We start from the raw sequence: 13,048 nt of genomic DNA on the forward strand, positions 1-13,048 counted from the left end.
GGTCACCGCGACCTCCATCCCGGTCGCCGAGTGCCGCCGGGTGCGGCACCGGATCGGCTCGGAAGCGCGGCGGCCCCGGCGGGGAATCCTCCGCGGGGGCCGCGCGTTCTCGCGGGTCAGACCCGGTTTCGGGCCCTGCGTTCAGATGTCGTGGTAGCGATGTCCCGGTGCTGCTGACCTGGGTGCCGCTGTGTTCGGCCTTATGGGGTGCATCTGGTACGCACCCGGATGGTCCCACTCCGCCTGTTTCGCTCCATCGTCTTCGCACTGAGATGTCACCAGGTGTGGTTCACGATCCGGTTGCGGGAGAACAACCGAGCTGTTCGCCCCTTCCGGCGAGAGCAGGTCGAGGGTGGTCTGGCCGGTGACCCGAGTTGCGAGCGACGCCATGGGCGGGACTCGCCCGAGGGCGTTCTCGACGGAAGACACCCGCAACGCGGCTACTTGTTTCATTGACCTCAGGACCGGGTCTGGCGAGGCTCGGTCCACGCGCCCCGTTCAAGAGACGATAATTCATGTACCCGAGTCCGTTGACCGCCGTAGGCGCGCGGTCTTGACAGCCCTGCCGGCCGTGGACTTCGACGGTGTCGAGCGGCTGCGGGCTCAGGCAGCAGGCACGGGTCTTAGGCTGGCTGCGCATGTGGATGCCCGAGCCCTATGCCGGCGGCAGGCCGGACTGCCGCCGCCGCCAGGCACCCACGGTGACCACGCCAAGGGCCCAGAGCGTGAGGCCCATCCCGCCGACCAGGAAGAGCCCGTCGAGTGCGTCGGTGAACGGAATCGTGACGGCTGCGGCGGTCTGGCCGGTCCTGGCACATCCGCTCTACCTCGTCCTCCAGTTCTCGTGGATCGTCGCGGTTACGGTGCGCTGGCGCGCGGGCCGGAGCCGCGCACCGCTCCTCGGTCTGCTCCTTGGAGTCGCTGCCGCGTTCGTCGTGCTCGCAGTCGGGCTGATGGCGGTGGGCTCGGCGAGGCCGGGGCTGGTCACGGTGTCGCTGGTCCCGCTGGCCGCCGGGTGGTCGGCCCTTCACGGTCACGTGCTCGCGCGGTACCGCGCCCTGTCCTGGCTCACGGACGCGGACCAGGGGCGGATCGGGCTGCCCACGGCGCTGGCCCGGACTGCAGCGCAGGCGCTGGACGCACCAGGAGCGACCGTGTGGATGGGTAACGAGGCGGCGCTGCACGCCGTGGGCGTCTGGCCCGACACCAAAGTCGACCCCGCGCCGAGCCCGCTGCATGCTCTTCCGGACCGCGCCTGGCCGGTCCGCTCGGGCGACGAGGTCGTGGGTGCGCTCGTCGTGCCGGGAGTCACGGTTCTTACGCGCAGCGAGGAGCGGATGATGCAGGATCTGGGCGCCCAGGCGGCCCTGCTCCTGGAACGGCTCACGCTGGCGGAAGTGGTCCAGCGGGAGTGGACTGTCGGCCACCTCAAGCACCTCACGCGACGGGAGCGTGAGGTCCTCGAGCTGATGGCCCGCGGACTGACCAACGCTGCAATCTGCCAGGAGTTGCACCTGAGTGTGAAGACGGTCGAACCGCTGATCAGCACCGTCTTCGCCAAGCTCGGGTTGTACGCCGACCCGACAGTGAACCGCCGCGTGCTCGCGGCGCTGGAGTACCACCGCAGATAGAGGTCGGGGCCGGTTGGCGGACCTCCCAGCCACCGCCAGCGGCCCGTGGCCCGTTCAGCCGTCTGACCGCTCAGCGGCAAGATATGTGCGCTTCCTTCCAGCCACAACATCCATGCGTCGGTTGTACCGGCGCGTTCTTGCCAAGCGCACCCCATCACCCGGTTGAACGACCTGGTGGGCATCACATGCCCCCGGGATGTCGGCGCACTTGCTGAGATGGGGGGCGAGCTCGACGCTGAGGTTCGCTTCCAGACGTCTCGGCCCCGCCCTAGCGACGGTCTCGGTCATCCGGCAGGTGCGTCTATCTGGGTGGAAGGACGCAGCCCCCCTTCACCCCCGCACGTGGATCGCTGCTGGCGCAGAGACCGGAGCCGGTCGCCGAGCCCGGGAAACGCGTTGTTTGCCATAACAGCAAACTATCTTGTCGATTTTGGATGACGCCAGCGCATCCTCGACGACATGGATGCCTACGACGTGATTGTCATCGGTGGTGGAGCGGCCGGCCTGTCCGGCGCCACCACCCTCGCCCGGGCCCGCCGCTCGGTCCTCGTGATCGATGCCGGCGAACCCCGCAACGCACCGGCGGCGGGAGTGCACAACTACCTGAGCCGGGACGGCATGCCGCCTCGGGAGCTGCTGGGAGTCGGCTCGACGAGCTCGCGTCGTACGGCGGCAGCCGCGCCTGGGCAGCGTGGTCAAGGCAGCGGCTCAGGACGACGGCTTCACCGTGCTGCTCGAGGACGGCGCGGAGCTGCGCGCCCGGCGCCTGCTCGTCACGACCGGACTGGTCGACGAGCTGCCCGACGTGCCGGGGCTGGCCGAGCACTGGGGGTCGGCGGTGCTGCACTGCCCGTACTGCCACGGGTGGGAGGTGCGCGACCGGCCGATCGTCGTGCTGGCGACCACTCCCCTCTTCATGCACCAGGCGCTGATGTGGAGCCAGTGGACCGATGACCTGACGCTGGTCCTTCACGACCAGCCCGAGCCCGACGCCGAGCAGGGGCGGATGGCCAACCGCGGCGTACGCGTCATCAGCGGCCGGGCCGAGAAGGTCGCCGAGTCCGCCGGCCGGCTCACCGGGCTCGTCGTCGACGGCGAGGTCGTGGCGGCTGACGCCGTCGTGGTCGCGGGGTTCATGCGCGCGCGCTCCGACGTACTCACCTCCCTCGGCCTCGAGGCCGTCGACTTCAAGATGGGCGAGTACGTCGCCGCCACACACGTGCCGGCCGAGCCGACCGGTCTGACTGCGGTGCCGGGCGTCTACGTCGCCGGCAACGTGACCGACCCCGGAGCCCAGGTGATCGCCAGCGCGGCCGCAGGGTTGATGGCCGGCGCCAGCATCAACATGGAGCTGATCATGGCCGACGCTTCGCGCTGAGCAGCCGCTCGAGCCCGCCCAGGATCAGCTCGAGACCGAACTCGAACTCGTCCTCGAAGTCCCAGCCGGGTTTGAGCACGTGCTGGGTCGCGAACTCCACCAGGTGCGGGAAGACATCGGTCGGCAGCGGGTGGATCAGGCCCTCGGCCACGGCCTCGGCCGAGCGGTGGTCGTCGAACGGCAGGTTGGCCGACTGCGACGAGAATCCGTAGATGAAGCTGTCGAGCAGGGCGAAGGCGTGCCCGGTGTCGGCGATCGAGAAGCCACCCGCGCGCAGGGCGCCGATCACAGAGTCGTGGTGGGCGAGGGTGGCCGGTCCGGCGTTGGGGCGCGAGTCGACGAGGCCCACGGCCCACGGGTGCGCACGCAGCACGCGCCGCGCGGCGTGGGCACGGTCGTGCATCGAGGTGCGCCAGTCGACCTCGGGGGACGCCGTACCGAAGTCGGCGAAGATGCGGTCGACGATGGCGTCGAGCAGGTCGTCCTTGTTGGCGACGTGGTGGTAGAGCGACATCGCCTCGACGCCGACCGCCTGCCCCACCCTGCGCATGCTGAGCGCCGCGACACCGGAAGCGTCGGCCAGGTCGAACGCCGCGTCGACGATCGCGGCCCGGGTCAGCGTCTCGCGTCTCGCTGGCATGCGTCCTCCACCTCTTGACTTTCCCTTACAGCGTAAGTTCTACTACACCTTACAGCGTAAGTCACTCTTCAGGAGGCTCCCATGCCCACCATCACCCGCACCATGCGAGCGGTCACCCAGCAGCGGTACGGCGGCACCGACGAGCTGGCACTCGCCGACGTGGCGGTGCCGACTCCCGGTCCGGGCGAGGTGCTGGTGCGCGTCGAGGCGGCCGGCGTCGACCGGGGTGTCTGGCACCTGATGACCGGCCGGCCGCTCGCCGTCCGGCTGGTGATGGGCCTGCGCGGCCCGCGCAAGCCGCCAGGGATGGACCTCTGCGGCACCGTCGTCGAGCTCGGAGAAGGCGTTGCCGGCTTCACGGTGGGCGACCCGGTGCTGGGCATCGGCTCCGGCGCGTTCGCCGAGTACGCCGTCGCCCCGGCCGCCAAGCTCGTCGTACGTCCCCCGTCGCTGACCACCGCTCGCGCCGCCGCCCTACCGATCTCGGGCCTGACGGCTCTCCAGGCCGTGCGCGCCGCAGGCGTCGAGGCCGGGCAGACCGTGCTCGTGCTTGGTGCTGCCGGTGGCGTCGGGTCGTACGTCGTCCAGGTCGCCCGCCACCGGGGTGCCATCGTCACCGGGGTCTGCAGCGCGGCCAAGAAGGAGTTCGTCTCCGGACTCGGGGCCGTGCGCGTCGCGGCGTACGACGAGGAGTCGATCGGCGACCTCGGGCGGTTCGACGTCATCATCGACACCGGCGGCTCACGCCGGCTGGGCGAGCTCCGGTCGGCCCTGACTCCCCGCGGCACGCTGGTGATCGTGGGCGGTGAAGGTGGCGGCTCGTGGTTCGGCATGGGCCGTCAGGCGTGTGCCGTGGCGCTGTCGCCGTTCGTGTCGCAGCGGCTCGCCATGGTGGTCAACAGCGAGAACGCCGTGGACCTGGCCGAGCTCACCGGGTTGGTCGCCAACGGCGACGTCGTACCCCAGGTCGAGCGCACGTTCACCCTCGACGAGACTGCCGCTGCCATCGACCACCTCATCGACGGCAAGGCGGTCGGCAAGGTGGTCGTGGTGACCGGGTCGTCCGCCTGACACCGGGTCAGGACCCGGCCTCAAGCGGACGACTCGATATCAGTCGGGGTAGCGCTCCGACAGGGCATCGAGCAGCAACGCCACCAGCGCCTCGAGCTGCAGGTCGGCGGACGACGTGACCTCCTCGTCGGACCCGTCGAGCGCGCGGGCGGCGAGGCCGGCCTTGCTGTCGATGAGCTCGGCGATCTTGGTGTCGATCGTCTGCGCGGCGATGATCCGCCATGCGGTGACCGGCTCGTCCTGGCCGATGCGGTGCACCCGGTCGATGGCCTGCGTCTGCTCGGCGTCGGTCCACGACAGCTCGGCGAGCACGACGTTGGAGGCGACCTGGAGGTTCAGGCCGACGCCCGCGGCGAGGAGTGAGCAGACCACGATCGAGACGTCGGGATCGGTGAGGAACCCGTCGATGTTCTTCTGGCGGGCCTTCGGCGTCTGGTCTCCGCGGATCGACGAGTAGCCGATGCCACGCTCTGCAAACGTCGCCTCGGCGATGTCCATCACGTCGACGTGGCGAGCGAAGAAGACGACCTTGCCGACGCTTCGTGCCAGCTGGGCGGCGTAGTCGGCCGCCAGCCCGGCCTTGGCCTGGCCGATGCGACGCATCATCGCGAAAACGTTCTCGTCGGTAGACGCGGTGTCGTCGCGTTCCCAGCCGGCCACGCGTCGTACCAGCTCGTGGTCGATGCCCTCGACGGTGACGCCCGACGTACGGGCCTGGAGCGCGCCGTCGTACCGCGAGACCAGACGCTTGGTCAGCTCACGCTCGGCGTCGCGGATCGAGCGGCCGAGGGCGCCGTCGAGCTCGACGGGCAGGTCGGCGATCCGGCGGGCCGGGATGTCGGCAGCCACGTCGACCTTGCGGCGCCGGACGATGCCGAGGTCGATCACGCTCTGCCGCGCCGCGGGGTAGAAGCCCGGGTCGGCCGGCGTCAGGCCGGTCTCCTCGAGCGCGAACATCAGGTCGAGGCCCGGCGAGGTGGGCTTGATCCAGCCGAGGAACTCCCAGATGGCGCGGAAGTCCTCGATGTCGTTGATCAGCGGGGTGCCGGTCAGCGCCATCAGCAGCGGACGGGCGATCCGGGCGCGGATCTTCTCCGACAGCGCCAGCACGTTGCGCGAGCGCAGCGAGGTCTTGTTCTTGATGAAGTGCGCCTCGTCGATGACCATGCTGCGGAAGCCGAGATCACCGAGCCAGCCGACGTGTCGGTCGAGGATGTCGTAGTTGACGACCATGATGTCGGCGAAGCCGTCGACGGTGTCGCCGTCGCCGTGCACGACCGTGGCCGTGCGGCCGGGCGTCCAGAGCTCGGCCTCGTGAGCCCAATTGGCCTTCACGACGTTGGGTACGACGGCCAGCATCGGGTACGCGTCGGCAGCCTGGGCTGCCAACAGCGCCTGGGCGGTCTTGCCGAGACCGGGCTCGTCGGCGAGCAGGAACGTGCGGTGCCCGGCGGCGGCCGCGGCGACGACCTGGCCCTGGTGGTGCATCAGCTCGAGGTCGGCCGGCGCACGCAGCGACCGGGGCTCGGGCAGGTCCATGCAGGCAGTGGCGCCACCGGCGGCGCGCTCGAACGACGTGAGCAGCGGGCCGATCAGCTCCCAGGTCGCCAGCCGGCGCGGGGTCGCCTTGAGCTGGGCCTGGCGCTCGGCGGCGGAGAAGTCCTGGGTGAGGAACGGGTTGGCGAGCTGGCGCGAGATGACGGACCGGGGTACGACGCGGCGTTGCTCGACCGGAGCGGTGTCAGGCTCCTCGGCCTCTTCCTCCTCCGGCACCTCGATGCCGGCGGCCTCGAGCATCTCGACGCGCATCGCCTTGGCGGCGTCGGAGACGACGGCGTCCTCGCCCAGCAGCTCGAAGAGCGCGGGCTCGAGGGTAGCGGTCTTGGCCAGGATGATGGCGATGCCGTCGAGGCGCTGCAGCTGCTCGCTGCGGTAGTTCTCCGACGACTCGGTGTCGGCCTTCACCCGGGCACGTTCCTCACGCACCAGCAGCGCGACGACCTGGAACTTCACGTGCGACAGCCGGGTGAGGTTGTTGCGCTGGACGGCGTTCTCGACCTCGCGCGCGGCGCGGGCCAGCTGCGGGATGATGCCCTCCTGGTCGCGCGCGCGGCCGCCCTTGCGGTTGCGCGACTGGGTCCGCGTGCTGCCGGACCGGCGTTGGCTTCGTGGGGCCAAGGACTCCTCCTCAGGGCTGGCGATCAGCCGGTGGTGCACCTGCACCCGGGCCGCCGGCCGATCCGGCGCCCCGACACGTCGTACGACGCGGCAGTGAACCGGAGTCCGCTGCGCATATGCCCTGCGACCTGAAACAGGTCACCCGGGCAGCGATCGCGGCCGGGGCAGGGGTGTCGACGCACGACCAGCATAGGCGTAGGACCCGCGTCACTCGTCAATTGCCCCGATCTGCCTCCCGCGCGTCGAAGAAATGGCACGATTCCCACCGTTCAAGCAGTCGGCCGTGAGCAAGTGGCATCCACACCGTGACCGAGAGGGTCAACGTGCACACCTCCACCGTCGCGCCCTCGAGGCCGCGTCCGGTCCTCGCGATCGCCCTCTTCCTGCTGCTCACCGGCTTCACCACGATCAGCATGCTGGGGTTCTGGCGACCGGGGGGCATGTCGACCGACACCCTCAGCGTCGTCACCGGCCTGCTCTCTTCCGCCTGCTGCCTGTCGACCGCCTGGGGCAGCCGAGGCTCGATGCGCATTGCCTGGTCGCTCTTCGCCCTCTGCGTTGCGATGTATGCCGGCGGCGACGTCCTGTGGCTGATGTATCCCGACGCCGAGGACGTCCCCCTGCTGGGGTCGGCGGACGCGCTGTATGTCGGCGGGATGGTGCCGGCCGTCGCGGGCCTGATGGCCTACCCGGTGCTGCGCAACCTCAGGGGCCTGTGGCTGCAACTGGTGCTCGACATCGCGGTCCTCTCGACGTCGATGCTGTTCATCAGCCACACCATCGTGCTGGACACGGTGTTCAGCACCTCTGACAGCTTCTTCGAGGCATTCATGCTGGGGGTCTACCCGGTCACCGACGTGCTGCTGGTGTGCCTGGTGTTGACTCTGCTGCTCCGCAGCATCGGACAGGTGCGCGTCGACATCGTGCTCGTCGGGGCGACGTTCGTCATCTACACCATCGCAGACAACGGCTATGCCGTGATGACCCTGCGCGGCCAGGGCACCCTGGGCACCTGGGTGGACGTGGCCTACACGCTGGCGCCGGTGACGCTTGCCACCGGCGCTTTGCTGGCCGCGATGACGCCGGCGCCGCGGCGCACGCTCAAGCGCCACCTGACCGGTGTGCTCGCGCCGATGCTGCCCGACCTCACCGCGATGGCCGCCGTGACCCTGGCGGTGGCCGGTGGCACGCACGGCGCGACCTCCACGGGGCTGGCCGTCGCGACCCTGCTCACGGTGGCCACCCGGCAGTTCGCGCTGACGACGATCGGGCAGCACCTGCGCACCCAGCTGGAGCATCGTGTGGCGGAGCGGACGCAGGAGCTCGCGGAACTCACCGACCACTACCAGCGGCTCGAGGCCATGAAGTGCGAGTTCGTCACCGCCGTCAGCCACGAGCTGCGGACCCCGCTGACGGCGATCCGCGGCTCGCTGGAGATGCTGCACGACGGGGACGCCGGCCAGCTGCCGGCGGCGGCCCAGAAGGTCGTGGCCATCGCGGCTCGCGGCGGCGAGCGACTCTCGCGGCTGGTCAACGACATCCTCGACCTCGAGCGTCTGGAGAGCGGCGTCTTCGCGTTCGTCCCGACCCAGCACCCCGTGTCCGCACTGGTGGCAGAGGCCACCCAGTCCCTGCTGCCGCTGGCGCAGGACCGGGACGTCGAGATCGTCGTCGAGGCGGCCGAGGGCGAGGCTTGGTGCGACGCCGATCAGGTCGTGCAGGTGCTGGTCAACCTGCTCGGCAACGCGCTGAAGTTCTCCCCTAGCGGCACGATCGTCACGGTCGAGGCCCGGCAGCACGACGGCGAGGTCCTGGTCTCGGTCCGCGACCAGGGCCGGGGCATCCCCGTCTCGCAGCTGGACGCGATCTTCGACCGCTTCCACCAGGTGGAGGGAGACGACAGCCGCCAGAAGGGCGGCGCGGGGCTCGGGCTCACCCTCTGTCGCCGCATCGTCGAGACCCACGGCGGCCGCATCTGGGTCGAGAGCCCCGGCGCCGGGTCGACGTTCTGGTTCTCGCTGCCCACCCACGAGCCGGTGTGCGCCGGCGAGCCCGGCTCTGTCGCACCGGAGTCCCTGCTGGTGCTCGGGGCCTGACCCGGACACGCACGGGCGCCAAGCTTCAGGAAGCGAAGCGGTACGACGCTCGGCCGGTCGATCCACCCCTCTGGCGCGCCTGGTGGTGAGCCCAACTCACTCGAGCGGCATCCCACCGAAGCCGAACTCGTTGCCGTCATCGTCGCGGTACGTCGCCTTGCGCACGCCGTCGCCGTACGTCTCAACCCGGTCGGGCTCGATCCCGCGCGAGGCGATGGCGGCGACCTCCGCGTCCAGGTCGTCGACGAGGAGCATCAGCCTGGCGTGACCGGCGTGATCTGGCATCTCCACGATGTAGACCGACCGGTCCTCGGCCACGTCCCAGACGCACTCGGTGTCATGGGCCACGAAGGTGGGCGGCGAGCCGAGCAGGCGTTCGTACCAGGGCAGTGCGGCGACCTAGTCGCTGATCGGGATGCCGGCGAACAGGGCGTGGGGCATGGCCTCGATGCTAAGGCGCGGCGAGCGTCGCGACCACCGGCCGATGGTCGGAGCCGGGGACGTCGACGCGGGCCATCGGGTTGTCGGTGATCGACTGCGGAGCCGGCCCGCCGGTGGCCACGTCGGTCACCCGCAACACCGCTGCCCGGCTGACGAGCAGATGGTCGATCAGCTCGCGCCGACCGCGGTAGACGCGGCTCCAGCGCTGCTCCTCGGGGATCAGTTGGGCAAGGTTCCAGAGCCGGGCGCCGTCGCCGGCGTCGGGGGTGTCGAAGCCGCCGGTGCCGATCTCGGACCCCGGCGGGCCGAGCAGGATCTGGGTGGTCGCCGCCTGCGGCTCGTCGTTGAGGTCGCCGGCCACCACGACGAGGCGATCGGCTCCGTCGCCGTCGAGCAGCCCGTCGGCGTACTCCCGCACGCAGGCGGCCTCGGCAGCGCGCCGGTGTACGGCGAACACGGCGTAGCGCGCCCGCTCACCCTCGTCGCGCGGGCTGAAGCGGCCGTCGGGGAAGCTCAGCAGCTTCGACTTCAGGTGCACCGAGACGAGGTCGACCTCGCCCACGCGGACGCGGAGGGCCGGTCGGCCCATCGCCGAGATCGACAGTCCGTCGTCGGCGACGCGCACGGCACCCAGACGTCGCGGGAAGGCCGAGACCTGCTGCACGGACTCCACTGCAGAAGTGGCGATGACGCCCACCCGGATGCCGCGCTGGTCCGGGTCGGCGAGGGCCACCTTCCACGTGCCGGGGAGGCGGTCGACCAGGTCGTCGAGGGCTCCCGCCGAGCCGACCTCCTGTACGGCGAGCGCGTCGGGCGCCAGACCGGTGATCGTGGCGGCGAGCGAGGTCAGCTTGGCGTCGTACACCTCAGGCGTGGGGCTGGAGTCGCTCTCACCGGGGCGGAAGAGGTTCTCCAGGTTCCAGATGCCCACCCTCATGTCGCCAGCCTCATGTCATCAAGTGTGCTCCCGACAGGTCAGCCCGTGAAGAACCCGGCGAGCACCGGCGTCAGCACGTCGGCCGGCACCTCGTGGAACCCGCCCTCGAGCTCGACGTGCTGCCCGTTCGGGAGCACGGCAGCGACCGCCGCCGGCGCCTGACGCAGGAACGACATCTGCGTGCCGGTGCTCGCGATCGTCAGCACCGGCGCGTCGATCGAGGCGAGCAGGTCGACGGGCAGGCAGCTGTCGCCCAGGCACAGTGCGTCGTACCGGACGGTCGGCGCCATCGCCATCAACGCCTCCCACATCGGGGTGCCGACCATCTGCTCGAGCATCTCCTCGGGCAGGCCGACGGCGGCGGTGTGGAAGTAGCGCACGATGCCGGCGCGGTCGCCCGCCGCCTCGAGCCGCTCCAGGTTGGCGACGTAGTCGTCGGGCACGGGCGGCGCGCCCTCCACCCGGTACGGCGTCTCGAGCAACGAGGCCCTGTCGACACCGATTCCGGCGGCCAGTGCTTCGACGATGAGGCCGCCGCCCGACGAGATCCCGTGCGCGAAGCCGCGGCCGGTCTCGGAGGTGGCCGAGATGACGGCGGCCAGGTCCTCGACCTCGCGCGCGACGGCGTACGGCGCGGTGTCGCCGCTGTCGCCACGGCCCCGGCGGTCGTAGGTCACGCCGGTGAACCCGGTCTCGCCCAGCGACCGGGCCAGGTCGCGGAACGCGCCGCGGTCGCAGAACGCGCCGCCGACGATCGCCACGACGGGCCCCGATCCGTAGGCCTCGTAGGCGATCGTGGTGCCGTCGGCCGAGCTGGTGGTGGTGGTGGTGGTCTCGCTCATGGTGATCCCCTTGTCTCTGGCGCCCGCCGACGCGAGCTCTCATCATCTGTCGAACGGCGCACCGCTGCTTCGACATCGCCACCCCGACGAGTTTCGGCAGGATGGACTCCGTGAGCAAGACAACTCTCCGCGCCGCGGCGCACGACGATGCGCCGGCGGTCGCCGCGATCTGGGAGGCCGGCTGGCGCGAGGCCCATCTCGGCCACGTGCCGGACGAGCTGGTCGCAGCGCGCACGCCAGCCTCATTCCTGGCGCGGGCGGGCGAGCACGTCGACATCACCACCGTGGCGGTCGTGGACGGCGCGGTCGGCGGCTTCGTGATGGTGGTCGAGGACGAGGTGGAGCAGGTGTACGTCGACCCGTCCTGCCGCGGCACCCCGGTCGCGGCCGACCTGCTGGCTGAGGCCGAGCGGCAGATCCGGGCCACGGGCCACGCGAGCGCGTGGCTGGCCGTGGTCGCCGGCAACCTGCGGGCGCGGCGGTTCTACGAACGCCAGGGCTGGGTCGACGAGGGCCTGTTCGACCACCAGGCTCCCGGCGGGATCAGCGTGCCGGCGCACCGCTACGTGAAGCGGCTCTAGGGTGTCAGCCGTCCTTGCTGGGTGTGTCCCAGTTGTTCGTGACTGCACCGGAGCAGGCCCGCCGGCACGGTGTGAGGCATGGCGTAATCCAGTGATCTGACCGATGAGCAGTTGGCGCTGCTGGAACCGGTGTTCCATGCGCCGGGTAGGCGGAGACCCAAGCACGCCCCGGACCAGCGGAGCGTGGTGGACGCGAAGCCGATGGCAGAGCCGAGGCGACGCCGTCGATGGTGGTCATCGACACCCACCTGGCACGTAGGGCGTCCAACGGCGGGTCCGCCTTCCGTCGACGTGACCGGGCTCCCAGATGTTGGTCGTGCCTGCCTCCACCCGCGAGAACTGCGGCTGATCCGGGCGGGTTGTGGCCCAGCCGTTCCATCGGGAGTGCAAGCGTCACGGCCGACGTACGGAGCGCCTATGACCCTCCCTCACGGCCGCGCTGGCAGCACGCAAAACTCGTTGCCCGACGGGTCTGTGTAGGAACGCCACGGCAGCTCGCCCCACTCCGTGTGGAGCTTGCCGCCGCCGCGCTCGGCGATGCTTGCCTCGACTCCGTCGGGATCCTCTCCAGCCTCGAGCCGGATGTCGAGGTGCAGTCGGTTCTTGGTCGCGCCCTTGCGGGCTGGCTCAGGGCACAGCTCAAGGAGGGGACCCCGCAGCGACCTGTGGCGCAGGGACCGGGGCGCGACACCGGCCGCGTCGGTCCAGCCGGTCAGCCAGGACCAGAACTCCGCGTCCCTGTCCGGGTCGGCAGAGTCGAGCGGTAGCGCCGCGAGGGGACCGCTGTCGGCGTACGCCGCTCGATCCTCCATCACGCAACAGGGATTGCCCTCCGGGTCGGCGAGCACCACCCATGGCACATCGCCCTGACCGATGTCGAGCTGTCGTGCGCCCAACCCGAGCAGCCGATCGACCTCCTCGGCCTGGCGGGCCCCGCCCGAGAGGTCCAGATGGAGCCGCGGCGGCTCGACTGGCGGCTCGGAGACGCGCTGGAAGCACAGGTCGAGCACCGGTCCGCCCTCGAAGGCGAGCCGCGTCTCGAAGCCATCAGGCTCGTCGGTCAGCCGCTCGCCGCCGACCACCGCCTCCCAGAACCGGCCCAGCCGCTGCGGCTCGACGGCGTCCATGACGAGGTTCTCCAGATACATGAAACCCACCGTAGACCCCAGCAGGCGGCGATCACACAAGTTATGACGCCACCCTGGCGCACGACTCCAGCGATGTCGCGACAGCTTTTTGGGTCACGACGGGGG

11 protein-coding genes are annotated in these 13,048 nt (G+C 70.6%); 5 read left to right on the forward strand and 6 right to left on the reverse strand.

Annotated features, from left to right (window positions below):
* Window positions 1-770 precede the first annotated feature (770 nt).
* Window positions 771-1,631 (forward strand): LuxR C-terminal-related transcriptional regulator, encoded by an 861-nt coding sequence (locus H4Q84_RS23180; protein ID WP_282580236.1) that lies wholly within the window; start codon window positions 771-773, stop codon window positions 1,629-1,631.
* A gap of 691 nt (window positions 1,632-2,322) precedes the next feature.
* Window positions 2,323-3,009 carry an NAD(P)/FAD-dependent oxidoreductase gene (locus tag H4Q84_RS13095; RefSeq protein ID WP_248579541.1) on the forward strand — a complete coding sequence of 229 codons (687 nt, stop codon included), beginning with the start codon at window positions 2,323-2,325 and terminating at the stop codon, window positions 3,007-3,009.
* On the opposite strand, the gene H4Q84_RS13100 is transcribed toward H4Q84_RS13095, so the two are convergent.
* Window positions 2,987-3,649 carry a TetR/AcrR family transcriptional regulator gene (locus H4Q84_RS13100; RefSeq protein WP_248579542.1) on the reverse strand — a complete coding sequence of 221 codons (663 nt, stop codon included), beginning with the start codon at window positions 3,647-3,649 and terminating at the stop codon, window positions 2,987-2,989. The genes H4Q84_RS13095 and H4Q84_RS13100 overlap by 23 nt on opposite strands.
* An 81-nt stretch (window positions 3,650-3,730) precedes the next feature.
* Between H4Q84_RS13100 and H4Q84_RS13105 the strand changes: the two genes are divergently transcribed.
* Window positions 3,731-4,720, forward strand: coding sequence for an NAD(P)-dependent alcohol dehydrogenase (locus H4Q84_RS13105; protein WP_248579543.1), 990 nt, complete (start codon window positions 3,731-3,733; stop codon window positions 4,718-4,720).
* Window positions 4,721-4,759: 39 nt separating this feature from the next.
* On the opposite strand, the gene H4Q84_RS13110 is transcribed toward H4Q84_RS13105, so the two are convergent.
* Complete coding sequence (locus tag H4Q84_RS13110) at window positions 4,760-6,898, reverse strand: DEAD/DEAH box helicase (protein ID WP_248579544.1); 2,139 nt, start codon at window positions 6,896-6,898, stop codon at window positions 4,760-4,762.
* Window positions 6,899-7,203: 305 nt separating this feature from the next.
* On the opposite strand from H4Q84_RS13110, the gene H4Q84_RS13115 reads away from it, so the two are divergent.
* Window positions 7,204-8,994, forward strand: a complete 1,791-nt coding sequence (locus H4Q84_RS13115) for a HAMP domain-containing sensor histidine kinase (RefSeq protein ID WP_248579545.1) — start codon at window positions 7,204-7,206, stop codon at window positions 8,992-8,994.
* Between the two features lie 96 nt (window positions 8,995-9,090).
* Here the strand turns inward: H4Q84_RS13115 and H4Q84_RS13120 are convergent, their stop codons facing one another.
* From H4Q84_RS13120 to H4Q84_RS13130, 3 genes are all read right to left on the reverse strand, one after another.
* Entirely contained in the window at window positions 9,091-9,342 is a 252-nt protein-coding gene (locus H4Q84_RS13120) for a VOC family protein (RefSeq protein ID WP_248579546.1), read from the reverse strand.
* Window positions 9,343-9,445: 103 nt separating this feature from the next.
* Window positions 9,446-10,372: an endonuclease/exonuclease/phosphatase family protein gene (locus tag H4Q84_RS13125; protein ID WP_248579547.1), complete on the reverse strand. Its 927-nt coding sequence runs from the start codon at window positions 10,370-10,372 to the stop codon at window positions 9,446-9,448.
* A gap of 38 nt (window positions 10,373-10,410) precedes the next feature.
* Window positions 10,411-11,214: an alpha/beta hydrolase gene (locus H4Q84_RS13130; RefSeq protein ID WP_248579548.1), complete on the reverse strand. Its 804-nt coding sequence runs from the start codon at window positions 11,212-11,214 to the stop codon at window positions 10,411-10,413.
* 110 nt (window positions 11,215-11,324) lie between these two features.
* Here H4Q84_RS13130 and H4Q84_RS13135 point away from each other — a divergent pair, with 110 nt between their 5' ends.
* The gene (locus H4Q84_RS13135; protein ID WP_248579549.1) at window positions 11,325-11,795 is read left to right on the forward strand and encodes an N-acetyltransferase; all 471 of its coding nucleotides are present in this window, start codon (window positions 11,325-11,327) and stop codon (window positions 11,793-11,795) included.
* Window positions 11,796-12,223: 428 nt separating this feature from the next.
* Here the strand turns inward: H4Q84_RS13135 and H4Q84_RS13140 are convergent, their stop codons facing one another.
* Entirely contained in the window at window positions 12,224-12,943 is a 720-nt protein-coding gene (locus H4Q84_RS13140) for a VOC family protein (protein WP_248579550.1), read from the reverse strand.
* Between the last annotated feature and the right edge of the window lie 105 nt (window positions 12,944-13,048).

The sequence above is a fragment of the Nocardioides sp. InS609-2 genome (assembly GCF_023208195.1).
GTDB lineage: Bacteria > Actinomycetota > Actinomycetes > Propionibacteriales > Nocardioidaceae > Nocardioides.